The organism is Leptolyngbya sp. FACHB-261 (assembly GCF_014696065.1).
In the GTDB taxonomy this organism is placed as follows: Bacteria; Cyanobacteriota; Cyanobacteriia; order FACHB-261; family FACHB-261; genus FACHB-261.
Window position 1 is genome coordinate 317784 of the sequence record NZ_JACJPL010000018.1, and the last position, 16984, is coordinate 334767.

Consider the following 16984-nt stretch of genomic DNA (forward strand, 5'->3'; position numbering starts at 1 on the left):
TATCTGACCGGAGACAGCAGGGGTCGCATGCGACTTAATCAGCCTGCCGAGGTTGTGCCTAGGAATTGCTCAGATATGGGCTTTCCTTTAGGGACTTGCTCGCCCCCGGTCTGTTCTTGGACTGGGGGTTTCGCGTTGGCAGCGCTTCTTGAAAGCTTCTTATAAGGAGGTGATGTAGATGGGTAGAACGTACGCAGACAAACAAGGACTGGTCACTGAACTCAAGGAGAGCTTGGTCAGTACCCAGATGGCCTTGATTGTCGACTATCAAGGTCTGACCGTCAGTGAAATCAGCAGCTTAAGACGTCAATTGCGCCCTAGCCAGACACGCTGTGTCGTAGCGAAGAATACGCTCATGAACATCGCTGTCGATGGCAACCAGACCTGGGAGCCAATGACCAAATTCTTGGCTGGGACCAACGCTTTCCTGTTGGTGCAAGGCGATGTTGGCGCGGCAGTTAAGGCTTATCAAGAGTTCCAAAGAACTAGCAAAAAGACTGAGCTGCGTGGCGGCGTCATGGATGGTCAGGCTCTGACTCCTGACCAGATCAAGGCAATTGGCGATCTGCCTTCGAAGGAAGTGCTGATTGCCCAAGTAGCTGGTGCGATCAACGGCGTTGCCACCAAGCTGGCCGTGGGCATCAAGGAAGTCCCCAACTCGCTAGCCCGTGCCATTAAGGCTGTTTCTGAAAAAGAAGCTGCCTAAGCAAGTAGCGTATCAGCGCAACAGAGTCCAGATTTGTAACTAGAGGAATCCTAAACATGGCAACTGAAAAAATCGACCAGATTGTTGATCAGCTCAAGAGCATGACTCTGCTGGAAGCTTCTGAGTTAGTCAAGGCAATCGAAGACACCTTTGGTGTCAGTGCAGCAGCTCCAGTAGGTGGCTTTGCTATGGCAGCTCCTGCTGGCGCCGCAGCTCCTGCTGAAGAAGTCGAAGAGAAGACCGAATTCGACGTCATTCTCGAAGACGTGCCCGCTGACAAGAAAATTGCAGTACTCAAGGTGGTTCGAGCCCTCACCGGTCTGGGTCTAAAGGATGCCAAGGATCTGGTGGAATCAACACCCAAGCCAGTCAAGGAAGGCATTGCTAAGGACGCAGCCGAAGACGCCAAGAAGCAGATTGAAGAAGCTGGCGGCAAGGTAAGCGTTAAGTAACTTCAGTTTCGCTAGGTTACCTAGAGCTGGTAGATTACGGTTGAAAGAGCCCTACGGGGCTCTTTTTAATTGGTTTTAATTGGGTTTTCAATTGGGGTTTCCCCTTGGTCGGACGCCGCCAGTTGTAGACGCCGTCAGTTGTAGTAATCTCTCGGCAGTTCTCTTGGCAGTTTCTCGATCTTCAGGCAGTGAATCGTAAAGTTAGTACGCCTGGGCCGCCCCTCGCTGGTCCCACCTCTGCCAATCTTTTTCTCAGCTTTGCTTATCTAGCTGGGCTGCTAGCGACGGCGATTCCAGCTGGAGGCTGGCTTCTACTGGCAGCAGGACTACTGGCGGCTTTTACGTTGCCTCAGCGCTGGCGGCGTGGTCCTCGCCGTGCTGTGTGGCTAGCAGCAGCAGTCCTAGCTTGTCTGGCATCGCTGTATTTTGCTTGGCGCTTGCCTCGGCCTACTGCCTCAGACCTCAGCCGATTAGCACCTCAATCTGATGTCGTCGTACATGGTGAGGTCACCAGCCTTCCCCACTTAACTCGCAGCGGCCGTGCCCAAATCTGGCTACAAGCATCTCGTCTAGAGCCTCTAGACAGTGACCCAAAGCTAGTCACTGGTCAACTTTATGTCACCCTACCCCTCACTCAGGCGACCGGGTTAACTCCCGGCCAGGAAATTGATATTGCTGGGACCCTGTATCAACCCAGCTCAGCTCGCAATCCTAATGGCTTTGATTTTCAGGCTTATCTAGCCCGCTCTGGGGCTTTCGCTGGCTTCAGTGGTCGGCAAGTTTCAATCCAGACGCTAGAAGACAAGAGTGAGGCCCCGGTTTCTGACGTTAATCCAGAGCCTGCGCCGAAGAAAGCCCACGGTCTTGGCTGGTGGCAGCTGCAACAGCACATTGTTCGCACCCAGGTTCTTGGTTTAGGAAGCCCCAAAGGACCATTGTTAAGCTCTCTAGTCTTAGGCAGTCGCGCTGTTGATGTTCCTTATGATGTTCGTGATCAGTTTGTTGAAGCCGGACTAGCCCACGCCTTTGCGGCTTCTGGCTTTCAAGTTTCGCTGCTGCTCGGCCTCACCCTGACGCTGCTACGGGGACGTCCTCCCCGTCTGCGGCTCCTAGCGGGTTTGGCTATTTTGGCCATTTATCCCCTGCTCACAGGACTAAGCCCGTCAATTTTGCGGGCAGCAATTATGGGGTTGGGAGCCTTGATTGCCCTGATGCGGGAACGTAAGACGCAGCCATTGGGTTCGCTGCTGGTCGCGGCTGTAGTCCTGCTGCTGATTAATCCTCAGTGGATCTGGGATCTGGGCTTTCAACTGAGCTTTCTAGCAACTCTAGGCCTGCTAGTCAGTGCATCGCCCTTGAGCCGCGCTTTAGACTGGCTACCCCCTACCCTGGCCTCAGGGATTGCAGTTCCTTTAGCCGCTTATCTCTGGACCCTGCCTCTACAGTTATTCGCCTTTGGCAAGGTTGCCCCCTATAGTTTGCTCACCAATGTCGTGGCAACCCCTCTGCTGGCGGTAGCCACGATCGGAGGTATGCTCAGCGCCTTGGTGAGCTTGGTATCGGTGTGGGCGGGCTCAGCAGTGGCCTGGTTATTAGGTCCAGTCTTGGGCCTGCTGATCGCGATAGTGACCTGGTTCAACCGCCTGCCAGGTAATGTCTACGCTGTAGGCAGTATTTCTATTGTCCAAGTCATTGCTCTTTACGGTCTGCTACTGCTGGTCTGGCAACAGGCCTGGTGGCGACGACGTTGGGCTTTAGCCCTCACCTTAGCCGTGCTCTTAGTTGCAGTTCCGACTTGGTACTGGCAAAGAACCAAGTTTCAAGTCACGCTGCTAGCCGCTGAGCGTACGCCAGTCATGGTGATTCAGGATCATGGCAAGACCATGCTGATCAACAGCGGCGATATTACAACAGCAGCATTGACAGTACTACCTTTTCTACAAAAGCAGGGAATCAATCAGATTGACTGGGCGATTGCCACTAGCCCTCAGGCCAACTTTAGCGGGGGCTGGGAGTTTCTGCTGCAGGACTTGTCTGTCTCCCAGTTTCGAGATGGAGGGTTCCGAGCTGCCCCTCGCACCTATCAAGACCTACTCACGGCCATAGGGGATGTTGGCACCGGTTATCAAGCCTTACAACTAGGCAGCACAGTCAGTATGGGACCAGTGCAGGTGCAGCTTCTCAGTGCCGAGCCGCTGCTGCTGAGCTTGACGCTGGGAGATCAAGTTTGGTTGTTGCTAGGCAGTGGTAGCGCTCGACCTGCCTCAGGACCAGCTCCAGCCTCAACGGCAACTCCTGTTGCGCCTCAGTCCGCCATTCCTCAAGCCAAGGTTCTCTGGTGGGATGGCGAGGCCCTTACTGACCAGATCTTGAACGCTGTCCATCCAGAGGTAGCGATTGCCTCTGCTTCAACAATTACAGCTGAAACCAGCCGAAGCCTGCAGGAAAAGGGCATTCGGGTATTTTGGACAGGCCGAGATGGTGCGCTGCAATGGACGCCGCAACGAGGGTTTCAGACGACATTGGACCAAATTGAGCAGGTCGATGCGGGTGCTGGGTGAGCTAGGGTACAATCAGCAGCAAACTTTAAGGCGTTGTGAGGCCTAGCATTATGGGCGTTAGGAGTGTTGGCAGTCGCAAGAGTGGTTACTGGAGCCTGAAGTTCAGTGCTCTGACATCGATGGCTTGGTTACTGTCAGTCAGTGCACAACCTGTCCAAGCTCAGACTGTGCCGGAGCCATCAACCGAATTTCGGTCTTCCCTTCCCGATGCCCTTGAGCAAGTCAGTGAAGGCGCAGTTCGCCGCTTTGAACTTCGCTTCCCAGATCAGGTGGCTGAACAGCAGATTGGAGCCATCTCCACGATCATCCGTGATGCCTACACTCAGCAAACCCAGGAGACCCCCTACCTTCGCAGCCTAGATTTGCCGAATCCCTACACAACTTCGCTCCAGGAATCCTCCAGCTATTACCGAGCCACAACAGAGCCCCCTGAAACTGAAACCAGCACCTCTCCGGCTGTCGCTCCTACACCCGTATTCCAACCTGCTCCCGCACCGTCTCGCCCAGTGCGTAGCCTCTGGTAGGACTAGTTTGGCGCTGTAGCCAGCCTTGGGCAAGCCAATTAGGGCAGGAGAGACCCATCATCTCAACGCGAGATACTCTTCTGTCTCTAGTGGCTTGAGCTGAACCCAGCCCAAGTCTCAGGTTCTATCAATATCGCTATTTAAAAGCCACGGCCTAAAGTGCGCCCTACTGGAATCGAACCAGTCTGAAGACGAATTATGAGTTCGTTGCCTCCCCAATCGGCCAAGGGCGCATGGCTCGTCTCGGTCATCAATGCAGGATTGGAACCAGCTCCAGAACCAGGCGGCCTGTGCGTAGTCAGCTCTGCATTCGAGTTTTTATCCTACCGTGAGTCCTTAGTCCCCGGCCACTTTACCCTCGCCACTTCCGCACCCAATCCTTTCTTCTCCAACTCCTATGACTGCTCGGCCCACTACATTCCGGCTCAGTACAACAGCAATCTTGACGCTGCTGTTGCTCACCCTGATGGTTGCAGCAGGGGTGATCAGCGCCTCCTGGGGCTTTGCCTTTGGTCGTCGAGCGCTCATGGGCGTCACCCAACCAGACTTGAATGGCAACTGGAACAACACGGGCAAACAGCAATCCGGGGCAACCACTATTCAGCCTCGCGGTAAAATGGCGCTTCTCAACGAAAAGCAATTGATCACGGGAGTCGAAGCCAAGCTGAAGGTCGTCGGGACCGGACGCGGTAGTGATCAGAGCAAAGGGGCTGCTCAGGCAACCTCCTCTCCCAAGGCAGCTGCAGAAGGTAGCCTACCGCAAGCTAGCAGCAACCAGGGCATCACACTAGAAGTGCGCTCTGTGCGCCGAGAAGGCAGAAATTTAGTCTTGGGTGTACAACTGCAAAACAGCAGCGACCAAGCTGTCCGCTTTCTCTACAGCCTGCTACAAGTGACTGATGACCAGGGCCAAAGCCTTAAAGCCAGGGCTGAAGATTTGCCTGGCGAGCTGCCGCCGAATAGCCAAAGCTACGAGGGCATCGTCAAGGTTCCTGCTTCATCTGTTGAGAATGCTAAGACGCTCTCGATACGGCTGACCGACTACCCTGAGCAGCGCTTGCGCCTTGCTGTCGACAATATCCCAATTGCAGCAGAAACTAGAACTCCCTGAGGTCAACTAGTATCTAGACTCATTCAGGCTTGAAATTTGTCCAGATGAGGCAGTACGACAGGTGGGAATTGGTAGCTCAGGGTTCAGCACAGACCTGAGACACTGGTTGAAGGATTGGGTCCGTTCTGTACACCCGCTATGACTGCCTTCTTCGCACACCTTTCGGTGTTCGGGCAAGGAGTTGCATCAGTGTTGCACTCCTTGCCTGAGTTTCAGCTGCCTTTCTTCCAATTAACCGTCTTCCAGCCAACCTCGCCAGCATCAGCCTTGATGGCACAGCTGCCCCTAGCGGATGCCGTACCTGCTCTCCCTTGGTCAGATATTACCGGTCGCCTTTGGGCTGTACTGCTGCTGATTGGCGTCAATGCTTTCTTCGTAGCCGCAGAGTTTTCGGTGGTCTCGGTGCGTCGCTCTCGGATTCACCAGTTGGTTGAGGCGGGGGATGCTCAAGCGCGGGTGGTCCAGCAATTGCAGCAAGAAATCGACCGTTTTCTATCTGCAACTCAGATCGGGATTACCTTTGCTAGCTTGGGCCTGGGTTGGATTGGCGAAGACACGATGGCGGTGCTGATCGAGTCACTGTTGGGGCAACTACCGCAGACTATCCGTCCTGCCGTGGCCCACTCGTTGGCAATTCCCCTAGCCTTTCTGCTAATCGCCTATTTGCAAATCGTCCTGGGTGAACTTTGCCCAAAATCGTTTGCGCTTTCCTATTCTGAGCAGATGGCGCGCATCCTTGGCCCCTTGAGCGAGCTAGTTGCCAGGATTCTCAGCCCCTTTCTTTGGGTAATTAATCACTCTACCCGGCTGCTATTACGCTTAGGCGGTGTTAATGGTATTCCTCGGACTTGGTCGGGAACCGTGACACCTGAGGAATTGCAGTTGATTATCGCTACCTCCAGCGAATCCAGTGGCTTGGAAGCAGAGGAGCGGGAACTGCTCAACAATGTATTTGCCTTTGGCGAGGTCACAGCTGGCGAAGTGATGGTGCCGCGAACCAGTATTCAGGCAATCCCTCTAACAGCGACAGTACGCGATCTATTACAGGAGGTCGATGAGACAGGGCACTCGCGCTACCCAGTGATTGGCGAGTCACTAGATGACATCCGAGGTATGGTCTACCTCAAAGAAATTGTGGGTGGGCTGGCCAGTGGTCGCGTCCTTCTCGATGAGCTGCTCACGAGCTATATCCGTCCCCTAAACTCAGTCTCAGAAGGGCAATTTCTCAGCGAACTGCTGCCGAGGATGCAGCGCTCTCATCAGGCCATGCTGATGGTTGTAGATGAGTTCGGCGGTACCGCCGGTCTGATTACTCTAGAGAACTTGCTAGAAGAAATCGTGGGCAATATCCCCAGCGAAGACGAAGCTGAGAATGAGCCCACGATTCAAGTGATTAATGACCGGGTTGTGTTGGTTCAGGCTCAAGTAGACCTAGAGGAGGTAAACGAAGCGCTGAACTTAGACTTGCCGCTCACCGATGAGTATCAAACTCTCGGTGGCTTTCTGATCTACCAACTCCAAAAAGTGCCGGTTCAGGGTGAAAGCCTGAATTACCAGGATCTAGAGCTCCAGGTTATGACCGTCGAGGGCCCGCGCATCGACCGCATCCAAATTACCCGCAAGGAAACTCCTCTAGAAGTCTCGGAAAAGCTCAATGAGGAAGATTCCCAGAGCCAGAATAAGACCAGCTCAGAACCCCCTTCTCACCACAATCGCCAAAATGGTCACACCGAAAGTTAGCCCTGCCAGAGTTAGCCTTGGTAGTTTGCCAAAGATTTATTTGCCAGAGATTCAGTTGGCGGGTAATCCTTGGCAAATAATTGTAACTAGTTACAACTGGCTGCTACTCACGAACTACCTGTGAACGTGATCCCTGGGAAGCGGCTTTGCGCTTCGGCCATAGGACGCTTGCGTCCCTCTTCCTGCCAGTAGTTAATGACCTCGGTGGCCTTGTTGAGCAAATCAACTCGGTCTTCTTCGACGATCCAATGTTTAGCTTCTAGCTCGTTCTTGAGCTCTTCCCACGCATCGTTGCGGGGCCAGAAGAAATAGGAAGTTAGTGGGCTGAATCCCTTGCCAACGACCTGATCAACTGCTAGAGCTACATTTTCCTCAAGCCAGAGAACCTTGAGAATAAACTTCGACAAAACCCCTCCAAACCGGCACATTGCGCGTACATTACAATCCACGATCATACAACAACTCGCCCCTTGAAGGAGGCATCTTTTGAAGCCTGTTGCTGGTTCTCAGGTTAATTCGCAGATTAGTTCGCAGATTAGTTCGCAGCCAATTCTGGTATTTGACATCGACGGCGTCGTGCGAGATGTCGGTGGATCCTATCGACGCGCCCTGGCCGATACCGTCGAACAGTTTACGCAAGGTGGCTTTCGTCCCACCGCCCAGCAGATCGATGAGCTCAAAGAAGAGGGGCTGTGGAACAACGACTGGGAGGGTTCGCGGGAACTGGTCTATCGCTACTTTGAGCAGCAGGGCGTTGCACGGGAGAGCCTGGCCCTGGACTACAAGCAGCTGGTTAGCTTTTTTCAGTCTCGCTACCGGGGCAGCGATCCGCAGAATCCAGACAGCTGGACTGGCTACATCACGACTGAGCCACTGCTTCTGGACACTGCTTATTTTGAGGCTCTCAGCGCAGCAGGCTTGAGCTGGGGTTTTTTTAGTGGCGCGACCCGAGGCTCAGCACTCTACGTGCTGGCTCGACGGTTAGGTTTGGTTGATCCGGTGCTGGTAGCCATGGAAGATGCCCCAGGCAAACCAGATCCGACCGGGCTCTTGGCTACAGTTCGGCTGCTCGATGCTGGCTACCCTCAACGCCCCGTTTTCTACATCGGCGATACTGTGGCCGATATGCAAACGGTGGTGAAGGCTCGTTCGGTTGAGCCGAATCGCCCCTGGCTGGGAGTTGGCGTGCCACCGCCTCACGTTCTCCGGGGGGCAGCGACCGACCCGGCGGGCTTTCAGCACTACATCCAAAGCCTGCAGGCTTCTGGAGCCAATGTCATCCTTCAGTGTGCTGCCGAACTAACGCCTGCACGGGTTGCTGAGCTTTGCGCCACTTTGGGTTCAAACCATCCTGACTCGTTAACTCCGACCCAGGGGATTCTGGGTTAGCATCTCCATCACAAGCATTCTGTCCGAGCTGATGACTATCCCCGAACGTAAGCTCTGGATTCACAACCAATTTGTAGCGGGTGCCCAGGTTCAGCCAGTTCTGAGCCCTTATACTGGCGAACCGGTCACCCAGATTCATCTTGCCGATGCCGCCCTGCTGAGTGAGGCTATTGACTCAGCCGAACGTGCCTTCGAGACTGCGCTGAAGTCTCTACCGGCCTACCAGCGAGCTGAGATTTTGAACCGAGCTGCTGAGCTGATTGGCCAACGGGAGACGAACTTAGCCACAGCCATGATGCTGGAGGCGGGCAAGCCCATTCAGACTGCCCGCGCCGAGGTGGGGCGAGCAGTCAGCACATTTCGAGTTTCGGCGCAGGAAGCCTTGAATCTGCACGGCGAGCAAATCCCTATGGATTTGACTGCGGCTGGAGTGGGACGGATCGCTTTAACAGTGCGCCAGCCGATTGGCGTGATCGGTGCGATTACTCCATTCAATTTTCCTTTGAATCTAGTGGCACACAAAGTTGCCCCGGCAATTGCCGCAGGCAACACGATTGTGCTCAAACCGCCCAGCAATGCGCCTTCTGCGGCTCTAATTCTGGCGGAGCTCTTAGCGGAGGCAGGCTTACCGGCAGGTGGGCTGAATGTTGTGCCTTGCCCAGGCGCAGTGGCCGAGCAACTGGCAACCGACCCCAGAATAGCGATGATCGCCTTTACCGGCAGTGCGCCAGTGGGACATCATTTGCACGGCCTAGCCAAGGGCAAAAAGGTCTCGCTGGAGTTGGGCTCAATGAGCCCGGTGCTGATCCACAGCGATGCTGACCTGGCAACTGCGGCGCGGAAGTGTTCTGTGGGCGGCTACGCCTATAGCGGTCAGGTTTGCATCTCGGTCCAGCGCATTCTGGTGCAGGCCGAGGTGTATGAAGCTTTTAAGCAAGCGTACTTACCCCTGGTTGAGGCCTTGCCAGTCGGTGATCCGAGTTTGCCCGACACAGTGGTTGGTCCTCTGATTCGGTCCAAAGAAGTAGAGCGGCTAGAGCAGTGGGTGGGTGAAGCGCAGGCCGCTGGGGCGAAAGTGCTAGTGGGGGGCAAGCGCCTAGAACACAACTGCTACGCGCCCACGGTACTGGAAGAAGTGCCAGCTGGAACTACGCTCAGTTGCAGCGAAGTTTTCGGCCCCATTACCGTTTTGGAGCGCTATGACCGCTTTGAAGAAGCCATTCAACTGGCCAATGCCGTTCCCTATCCTGGTCTGAATGCTGGCGTGTTCACGGAGAGCCATCGTCTGGCACTGAAGGCGGGGTTAGAGCTGAGCGCTGGCGGTGTCTTGATCAACGAGGTTCCAACCTGGCGAGTTGATCACATGCCTTACGGCGGACATGGGCAGTCAGGACTAGGTCGGGAAGGCCCTCGCTATGCAGTTGAGGAAATGACCGAAATCAAACTCATCGTGTTTAATTCCTGATTCAATTGGTGAGATTTAATTGCTGAGCCAGTTCAAAGCCAGTTAATAATTCTTCAGCCAGTTGATGTAGCCAACCTCCACTGTGAACGGCGAGTGTGGCTGAAGTCATTCGTACTCTTCTAACCACTCGGCAAGGCTCTCTTCCAAAGCGTTCAGGGCCTCATCAATCGTGTTGTAGGGGTCAAGCCCCTCCCAAACTAAGCCGCTTTCACTTAGGGCTCGAATGAACGAGGTGCCATATTCGCCCTGACCAACTTCGATCCAACCGTACGCTTCTGTCCAGCGGGTAATGTTAGGGTAGTTTTTTTCGAATGAGGCTGCCATTGTTCTAGAATTGAGTCGCTTAAACTCAGAGCAATTGAGGGACTAATTGAGCTTTTAATAGTAGCTGAAAAGCCCTTATCAGGACGCTCATTTACGGTTAGTGGCCAACCAATTTCTAGTTTTCTAATTAACTCTCTCTTGCAAGAGTTTGACTTGAGTGGTGATGAATTCACCTCCAGGCTGTGCAACCGTTTGAATTTCGATCTCAAAGCAATCTCTGATACGTAGTTCTCGACACCAGGGCAGGTAACACTTAACTGAAAGCTGGCCAGTATGGTCAGCAAAGGTCACAAGCGAGAAGTCGCTCGAGCCCATTAGTTCAACTACTTTGCCTTGAAGAACGACCGTACCGGAAGCTACTGGCTCAGCTTGGGCTTGAAATTCGGCAATCGTGATTGAAGCTCCAACAGGCTGGTAGCTAGCCTCGCTTCTGCCGATAGCTTGCTGCCATTCAGAGGGCCAACGATGAGTGGCAAACTTGGAATGGAAATTCCTGCCCTCAACCATTTGAGATCTCAGTTCGTCTTTGAAAGAATAGGCATCCGGGCTGTAACGCCGCCGGATTGCTTCTTCTAGCTCGGTTTGCTGCCAATAGTTGTCAGCTTTGAGATACGCGCCCTCGCGGTAACAGCCCAGAACTGTGTGAATCATTGCCTCTAAACTGTTGTGCCAGAGGTAAATTTCTGGATCTTCGCTGGGGCTAAACAGCACAGGCAATGAGGCTTGCTGAGCACTACACACAACTACAAGTTGATCAGCTTCGAAACTCAATAAGGGAAACCAGAGTGGATTCCAACCCTCCCTCTCGAATTCGAGCATTTGTTGATATTCTTCCACAGCCTGTTCTAAAGGCAGAAAATTGTACGACGGTAGAAATTCCTCTGACCAGTCTTGGCCATTGTGCCAGCGATAGAGTGTGTACGCCGCTTCTGGCAGACGATAAGGCAATAAGGGCTGAGCAATTTCGTCAATCTGCTCATCCGAAATTCCTGGCAATAAAGCAGCCACCCAGGCAGGATTGTGAGCCTGCATCCAAACTGTCAATTTGTCTAGTGCTTGCGCTAAGGTTTCCATCTGCTGTTGTCTGAAAGTTGTTAAGACTTTGTACTAAAACTGCACTAGAAATAGTGCCCTCGAAACTAGAAAATCGCACGAATACGTTTCTTGTTATTACTGGCTAATGCTTGTTGGTCTGAGCGAAGCATTACCCGCGTAAGCGATCATGGTCCGCCAGGTTGGTACACACCATCAGACTGCTTCAATAGCTGGAGAGGGTGTTCTGCAATATCAGTTCAATGCCAACCAAACCGCCTGCTTGGACCGTTGGGCTAGTCCTGACTGTCGCTATCTTTGCGATTTCTACAGCGGCAATTTTCACGCGCTTGGCATTTGCAGCAGCTGACACTGAGGGGGTTGGCATCAGCCTGGTACTGGCCGGTTCGCGCCTGATTTTGGCAGCACTGCTGGTGCTACCGGCTTGGCGTCATCTGCACCCAGGGCAGTTAGCCCCCGGAGCTCTACGCTATGCAGTCCTGGCTGGAATCTGTTTGGCAGTGCACTTTGCCACTTGGATCACCTCGTTGGCCTACACCTCAATTGCCGCCTCCACAACTCTAGTCACAACCAACCCGGTCTGGGTTACGCTGCTGTCCTGGTTGTGGTTGCGAGAGAAACCAACAGCACTCACGCTGCTGGGCATTAGCGTTGCGCTGAGCGGCGGGGTATTACTGGGCTGGGGCGATGCTGGCACGGCGGGAGCCGGCAGCAATCCCTTACTAGGCGATTTTTTAGCTTTAGTCGGGTCCTGGGCGATTAGTCTGCACTTGCTGCTGGGGCGGGAGGCTCAACAACGCGGCCTGGGCTTAGCTGGCTATACCGCCGTTACCTACAGCACCGCAGCGGTTGTGCTGGCACCGCTGCCGCTAGCGGTCGGAGCTAGCTACGTGGGCTATCCCAGCTTGGTTTACGTCTATATTCTGCTGATCGCCCTGCTGCCCCAAGTGGTAGGTCACACCAGCATTAACTGGGCCGTGCGTTGGGTCTCGCCTATCTTGGTCACTCTGGCCATTCTGTTTGAACCTGTTGGCTCTACTTTGCTTGCCTATTGGTTTTTCGCAGAAGTGCCGGGACTACTGGTCCTGATCGGTGCCGTTATCTTGTTGATTGGGGTTGCCATTGCCATTGTCGGCACTCGGCAAGGCTCTCAATCATCCTTTCAGAATGAGAGCCCAGATTAGAAGCTTCTAAAGCCGCAGCTTCGCTGCCTAAAAGGGCTAGAGAAAAGGGTTACAGATTATAGAGTTAGCGCCAGTTTACGGCTTCCACAAATCAATTCCAACTCAATATAAATCAAGCGCCTGCAACACTTCAGACAGCGATTTAACATCAGCAGGTTTAAGCAAGTAGAAGTTAATGCCTAACTCATAAGCCCGAGGTAAGTCGCGGTTGCCAAATGCAGTTAACGCAATCACAGGTAATTCTTGCAGAGGTGATTGTTGGCGGATCCATTTCAGCAGATCGAGACCCGACATGCCTGGCAATCTCAAATCGAGAACAACCAGAACAGGCAAAGGATATTGAGTACGGTTACTGTAAGGGCCATTGCCCTCCAAATAGCGAACGGCTTCCTGACCAGTCTCGACAATTTGAAGATCAAATTCTGGCCCCAGCTGCTGAAAGGCCCGTTTCAAAGGGAACAAGTCGGGCGGATCATCTTCAACCACCAAAACTGTTTTTTGCTGTAATCCCATCATTTTTAGGGTTCTCTTTTATCGCTCTTTTGATGCTCTTTTTAAATATCGCTCTTTTCAAACAAAAACAAGCTTGTTTTACTGCACTTGAGGTCGTCGATTGAACGTTAGCCAGTAAAGCCCAATTGCCTGTACCATCTCAACCAAAGCATTTGGTTCAGGTGGCTTAGCCAGATAGGAATTAGCACCCAACTCGTAGGCTCGTTCGATATCAATCTGTTGATCAGAAGAAGTCAACACCACAACCAGCAGATTTTTGACATCAGACTCCTGCCTCAGCCAACTCAGAACCTCAAAACCAGAATATCGCGGTAATTTGAGATCGAGCAGCACCAGGGTTGGCAGTGGATAACGCTCGCGGTCTTGATAAGGCCCTTGCCCGCTCAGGTATTGGATTGCCTTCTCCCCATCCATCACCACTTCTAAAGGACTCGCTAAATTTGCTCTGCGGAATGCTCGTTGAATTCTAAACACATCGGCTGGATCATCTTCTACTAGCAAAATTGTGGAATGGGCCAAGTTATTCACGCTCTGATTTCCTGCAAATCCACCCAAAATCGACTGCCTTGAATCGGGGCTGATTCTATACCAACCCGTCCACCCAAATGTTCCACCCCTGTGCGTACAATCGCCAAACCGATACCTGTACCTGGATAAGCATCCCTACCGTGTAATCGCTCAAAGACACCAAATATCTGCTCCCGATACTGCGGCTCGATGCCAATGCCGTTATCCTCAACCCACAGGCGCACTCTATGATCCTGGGTTTCAGCCCAAATTTTGATTTGCGGTTGCACGCCCGGAGCCACGAACTTCACGGCATTGGATAGCAGATTGACCATAATTTGCACCAAGATAGACTGGTGTCCCTTGACATTGGGCAAGGGTTCAGCCACGCTAATTTTGGCTTGCCGTTCGCGTAACTCTGGTCCCAGTTGCACTTGGGCCTCTGCCACCACCTGCATCAAACGAACAGGGGCAAGCTTAACTTGCTCCCGGCTCAATTGGCTGTAGGACAGCAGATCCTGCACAAGATCATTCATGCGCTTGGTGCCAGCAAAAATGTGCTGAATGTACTCCTGCGCATTCTCGTCTAACTGATCGCTGTAATCTTCAGCCAGGGCCTGAGCGAAGCCTTGAATTCCTCGTAGCGGTGCCCGTAAATCGTGAGCTACGGTGTAGGAGAAAGCTTCTAAGTCCTCGTTGGCTTTTTGCAATTGGGCAGTTCGTTTCTCGACGCGCTGTTCTAAGGTGGCATTCAGTTGTCGAATTTCGGCCTCTGCTTGTTTACGTTCGGTGATATCAGTTGCAATGCCACACAGCGCATAGGGACCATCGCCCTCGAGCAGGGGAAATTTGAGCGAGAGATAAGTGTGTAAGCCATCGGATTGTGGGATGACTTCTTCGTGTTCGATTGGCTTTTTCAGGGTCAGCACCTGCAAATCATTTTCCCGCACAGATTGAGCCACTTTTGTCGGGAAGAGATCGAAATCTGTTTTACCCCAGACCTGCTCTCGCTGCACCTTAAATAGCCGTTCAAAGGTGCGATTGATAATTAGGAATCTGCCGTCCAAGTCTTTGACGAAGATCACAGCCGCAGCTTCATCTAAGATCGCTTGTAACCGTGCCTCGCTTTCTTTCAGCGCAGCCTCGGTTCGTCGTCGTTTGGTAATGTCGCGATTGACTTCGAGAAATCCGGTTGGGATGCCCTGCTGATCACGAATCAATACCTGACGGCTTTCAACCACAAGTTGTCTGCCATTCTTGCAAGTTTGCCAGAGTTCACCTTGCCAGCGTTCCTGTTGCAAAATTGCAGCATCAAGGTCAGCCACAGACTCTGGCAGTTGAGTTCGCAAGAGCTGATGAGTAACCTTGCCCAGTGCTTCGGCTCGTGTCCAGCCGTATTCCAACTCTGCACCCCGGTTCCAGTAGGTAATCGCGCCGTGGGCATCCCGAACGATAATTGGCTCGTAAGCCAATTCCAAAAGATTCGCCTGTCTTTGCAATAAGGTTGCTTGCTGTTGAAGCTGCTGTTCTGCCTGCTTGCGCGCTGTCACATCCCGCGCTACAGCATAAACTAAGCCCTCCTCGGGAAACAGCACCGATGTCCAGGCTAGATACTTATACGACCCATTTTTACAGCGGTAACGATTTTCAAAATCGATGGCGGGATTGCCAATCGTAAGGTTCTCAGCCTCTGCAAGGGTCCTAGCTTGGTCCTCGGGGTGAACAAAATTGAGGAATGGCTGCGCCAAAAGCTCAGCCTGCGAGTAGCCCAGGGCTTTTTCCCAAGCTGGATTAATCTGTTTGAAGTAGCCATCCACCCCGGCGATGCACAGCATATCCAGCGAGAGCGTAAAGAAGCGGTCACGCTCCTCCTGAGTCCGTTTTTTCTCCGTGTTGTCGAAGAGAACCCCCACAAAGCGCACGGCTTGACCCGCCCTGTTATAGAGGAAGCGCCCAAATACCCTCAGCCAAGCCACTTGTCCATCATTGGCGCGAATAATGCGATGCTCCGAGTTGTAAAGCGTTTGCTCCCGCTGGGCCCGCTCCATTGCCTGGGTCACTCGCTCCTGGTCTTCGGGGTGAACCTGGCTACGCCACATCTCCAGCGTTGCCTCACCCATCGCCTGGTTATCGAGGGCAGGTTCGTAGCCCAGAATCTTGAAGATCTGGGATGACCACTGTGCCTGACCGGTTTGCGGATCCACATCCCAGGTCGCCATCCCTGCTTCTTCGATTGCTAAGCGCACGCGCTCTTCACTTTGACTGAAGCGCTCGTTGGCTTGCTTGAGTTCTGCTGTACGCTTCTCAATTTCGGCTTCTAGCTCATCGTTAGTTTGGTACAGCGCATTAGCAACCCTCTGCTGTTGTTGAGCGAGCTGATGCAACAGTTGTACACTCCAGCCGACTAAAGCCGTGAAGAGCACTATATCTAAGACAACAAAAAGCGAGATGCCTAGCTCCGGATTCAGCAGTTGAACTCGCTCATTGTTAATCTCCAACCATCCCAACAGCAACGGAATGACAATTGCAGCAGGCAGCAGACGGCGGGCAATCGTTCCTCCGGCACTGTCTGCCAGCAGAATATGCATAAAGCCCTGCTGCGGGCGGGCCAGCAGAATGCCCACACTCAGCACCATAAGACCAACGGCAGTATGCAGCGCCATCTGGGTATAGAAATTGGAGCCAATAATTGGTTGAACCCAGTAAAAATAGGCAATTAAGACTTGAGCCGCAATGAGAATTGCCAACAGGGCCAAGCCTTCAACCCAGCGGATTTGAGTTTTGATTGCTCGCCGTATTTTTGCTCCATCCAACCACAAGGCACTACCCGTCAACATAAAGCAGAGCGCCGTGAGCAGAGACATGCGACCAGGGTTTAAAGAGCTGGCAGCGTTGGGCTCATCCGCAAAAAACAGTTGATCAATGCCAAGGTTCCAGCCCAGCAGGTACTCAATGAGCGTGGCGGCCCCAAGCCCAATAACCCCGAGACTGCATAGCTGTCCCAGCCAACCACGTGGAGGAATTGTATTTTGGTTAGCTGGTTCTACCGACAGAAATAAGGAGGTTCCGGCCAGCGCAAAGCCCAGTGCCGTGTTTACCTTCATGGTTGGCAGATCTGGCAGCACACTCTTGAGAATGCTGATGTCCAAACCCCAGCCGATAAGGACAAGGCAGCCCAGGCTAACGACGCAGACCGCAGCCGCTTTAACCATGTCTGGCAAAGAAGGCACAAACGATTGCTTGGCTAGTTGGCTCATGATGTCTCCCCCTGCATCCCTGTTGAAGACCCTTGATTTATAAAGTAAGAATTTAAGGCAAACATCATCTGTCAGAGGCTTGAGCATCACCCTTGAAAGCAGCACAGAGCTCTATTCATCTCTATCGATTTGAAGGACTCATCTCGAGGCATTCATCTCAGGGCCTCTCCAGCCTCCCCTCAAACAAGCCAAATGAAA

General features: G+C 53.0%; 15 protein-coding genes, 1 tRNA gene and 1 other annotated feature (1 of these 17 running past the window's edge). Of the genes, 9 read left to right on the forward strand and 7 right to left on the reverse strand.

What is annotated here, in order from left to right:
• Positions 1 to 143 (forward strand) — a sequence feature (ribosomal protein L10 leader region); it begins 11 nt to the left of the window's first position.
• 35 nt (positions 144 to 178) lie between these two features.
• The 4 genes from rplJ to H6F94_RS10810 all read left to right on the forward strand — a co-directional run bounded on the left by rplJ (position 179) and on the right by H6F94_RS10810 (position 4243).
• Positions 179 to 706 (forward strand): 50S ribosomal protein L10, encoded by a 528-nt coding sequence (rplJ, locus tag H6F94_RS10795; protein WP_190802223.1) that lies wholly within the window; start codon positions 179 to 181, stop codon positions 704 to 706.
• Between the two features lie 56 nt (positions 707 to 762).
• The gene (gene rplL, locus H6F94_RS10800; protein ID WP_190802224.1) at positions 763 to 1158 is read left to right on the forward strand and encodes a 50S ribosomal protein L7/L12; all 396 of its coding nucleotides are present in this window, start codon (positions 763 to 765) and stop codon (positions 1156 to 1158) included.
• 188 nt (positions 1159 to 1346) lie between these two features.
• Complete coding sequence (locus tag H6F94_RS10805; RefSeq protein ID WP_190802225.1) at positions 1347 to 3719, forward strand: ComEC/Rec2 family competence protein; 2373 nt, start codon at positions 1347 to 1349, stop codon at positions 3717 to 3719.
• A 50-nt stretch (positions 3720 to 3769) separates the two neighbouring features.
• Positions 3770 to 4243 carry a hypothetical protein gene (locus H6F94_RS10810; protein ID WP_190802226.1) on the forward strand — a complete coding sequence of 158 codons (474 nt, stop codon included), beginning with the start codon at positions 3770 to 3772 and terminating at the stop codon, positions 4241 to 4243.
• Between the two features lie 160 nt (positions 4244 to 4403).
• Here the strand turns inward: H6F94_RS10810 and H6F94_RS10815 are convergent.
• Positions 4404 to 4476, reverse strand: a tRNA-Met gene (locus H6F94_RS10815).
• A gap of 164 nt (positions 4477 to 4640) precedes the next feature.
• Here H6F94_RS10815 and H6F94_RS10820 point away from each other — a divergent pair.
• Both H6F94_RS10820 and H6F94_RS10825 read left to right on the forward strand, forming a co-directional pair.
• Positions 4641 to 5354 carry a hypothetical protein gene (locus tag H6F94_RS10820; RefSeq protein WP_190802227.1) on the forward strand — a complete coding sequence of 238 codons (714 nt, stop codon included), beginning with the start codon at positions 4641 to 4643 and terminating at the stop codon, positions 5352 to 5354.
• 138 nt (positions 5355 to 5492) lie between these two features.
• A complete protein-coding gene (locus tag H6F94_RS10825; protein WP_242041097.1) occupies positions 5493 to 7094 on the forward strand; it encodes a hemolysin family protein in 1602 nt (533 codons plus the stop codon).
• A gap of 107 nt (positions 7095 to 7201) precedes the next feature.
• On the opposite strand, the gene H6F94_RS10830 is transcribed toward H6F94_RS10825, so the two are convergent.
• A complete protein-coding gene (locus H6F94_RS10830) occupies positions 7202 to 7501 on the reverse strand; it encodes a 30S ribosomal protein PSRP-3 (protein WP_190802228.1) in 300 nt (99 codons plus the stop codon).
• 79 nt (positions 7502 to 7580) lie between these two features.
• On the opposite strand from H6F94_RS10830, the gene H6F94_RS10835 reads away from it, so the two are divergent.
• Together H6F94_RS10835 and H6F94_RS10840 are read left to right on the forward strand one after the other, a co-directional pair.
• On the forward strand, positions 7581 to 8483 hold the full coding sequence (locus H6F94_RS10835) for a TIGR01548 family HAD-type hydrolase (protein WP_199320336.1): 903 nt from the start codon (positions 7581 to 7583) through the stop codon (positions 8481 to 8483).
• 31 nt (positions 8484 to 8514) lie between these two features.
• Positions 8515 to 9948: an aldehyde dehydrogenase family protein gene (locus tag H6F94_RS10840; protein WP_190802229.1), complete on the forward strand. Its 1434-nt coding sequence runs from the start codon at positions 8515 to 8517 to the stop codon at positions 9946 to 9948.
• A 105-nt stretch (positions 9949 to 10053) separates the two neighbouring features.
• Here H6F94_RS10840 and H6F94_RS10845 read toward each other — a convergent pair whose 3' ends face one another.
• Together H6F94_RS10845 and H6F94_RS10850 are read right to left on the reverse strand one after the other, a co-directional pair.
• Positions 10054 to 10272, reverse strand: a complete 219-nt coding sequence (locus H6F94_RS10845) for a hypothetical protein (RefSeq protein ID WP_190802230.1) — start codon at positions 10270 to 10272, stop codon at positions 10054 to 10056.
• A 123-nt stretch (positions 10273 to 10395) separates the two neighbouring features.
• Complete coding sequence (locus tag H6F94_RS10850) at positions 10396 to 11346, reverse strand: SMI1/KNR4 family protein (RefSeq protein WP_190802231.1); 951 nt, start codon at positions 11344 to 11346, stop codon at positions 10396 to 10398.
• A gap of 221 nt (positions 11347 to 11567) precedes the next feature.
• Here H6F94_RS10850 and H6F94_RS10855 point away from each other — a divergent pair, with 221 nt between their 5' ends.
• Positions 11568 to 12509 (forward strand): DMT family transporter, encoded by a 942-nt coding sequence (locus tag H6F94_RS10855; protein WP_190802232.1) that lies wholly within the window; start codon positions 11568 to 11570, stop codon positions 12507 to 12509.
• Positions 12510 to 12611: 102 nt separating this feature from the next.
• Here H6F94_RS10855 and H6F94_RS10860 read toward each other — a convergent pair whose 3' ends face one another.
• The 3 genes from H6F94_RS10860 to H6F94_RS10870 form a co-directional block, all read right to left on the reverse strand.
• Positions 12612 to 13025: a response regulator gene (locus tag H6F94_RS10860; RefSeq protein WP_190802233.1), complete on the reverse strand. Its 414-nt coding sequence runs from the start codon at positions 13023 to 13025 to the stop codon at positions 12612 to 12614.
• A 75-nt stretch (positions 13026 to 13100) separates the two neighbouring features.
• Positions 13101 to 13550, reverse strand: a complete 450-nt coding sequence (locus H6F94_RS10865; RefSeq protein ID WP_190802234.1) for a response regulator — start codon at positions 13548 to 13550, stop codon at positions 13101 to 13103.
• Positions 13547 to 16786 carry a PAS domain-containing sensor histidine kinase gene (locus tag H6F94_RS10870; protein WP_190802235.1) on the reverse strand — a complete coding sequence of 1080 codons (3240 nt, stop codon included), beginning with the start codon at positions 16784 to 16786 and terminating at the stop codon, positions 13547 to 13549. Before H6F94_RS10870 ends, H6F94_RS10865 begins: the two co-directional genes overlap by 4 nt.
• Positions 16787 to 16984 lie beyond the last annotated feature (198 nt).

Excerpts from the sequence above, each read along its gene's own strand:
- rplJ (WP_190802223.1), top strand. The coding sequence starts at position 179 with ATGGGTAGAACGTACGCAGACAAACAAGGACTGGTCACTGAACTCAAG.
- rplL (WP_190802224.1), top strand. The coding sequence starts at position 763 with ATGGCAACTGAAAAAATCGACCAGATTGTTGATCAGCTCAAGAGCATG.
- H6F94_RS10810 (WP_190802226.1), top strand. The coding sequence starts at position 3,770 with ATGGGCGTTAGGAGTGTTGGCAGTCGCAAGAGTGGTTACTGGAGCCTG.
- H6F94_RS10820 (WP_190802227.1), top strand. The coding sequence starts at position 4,641 with ATGACTGCTCGGCCCACTACATTCCGGCTCAGTACAACAGCAATCTTG.
- H6F94_RS10825 (WP_242041097.1), top strand. The coding sequence starts at position 5,493 with ATGACTGCCTTCTTCGCACACCTTTCGGTGTTCGGGCAAGGAGTTGCA.
- H6F94_RS10840 (WP_190802229.1), top strand. The coding sequence starts at position 8,515 with ATGACTATCCCCGAACGTAAGCTCTGGATTCACAACCAATTTGTAGCG.
- H6F94_RS10845 (WP_190802230.1), bottom strand. The coding sequence starts at position 10,272 with ATGGCAGCCTCATTCGAAAAAAACTACCCTAACATTACCCGCTGGACA.
- H6F94_RS10850 (WP_190802231.1), bottom strand. The coding sequence starts at position 11,346 with ATGGAAACCTTAGCGCAAGCACTAGACAAATTGACAGTTTGGATGCAG.
- H6F94_RS10855 (WP_190802232.1), top strand. The coding sequence starts at position 11,568 with ATGCCAACCAAACCGCCTGCTTGGACCGTTGGGCTAGTCCTGACTGTC.
- H6F94_RS10860 (WP_190802233.1), bottom strand. The coding sequence starts at position 13,025 with ATGATGGGATTACAGCAAAAAACAGTTTTGGTGGTTGAAGATGATCCG.
- H6F94_RS10870 (WP_190802235.1), bottom strand. The coding sequence starts at position 16,786 with ATGAGCCAACTAGCCAAGCAATCGTTTGTGCCTTCTTTGCCAGACATG.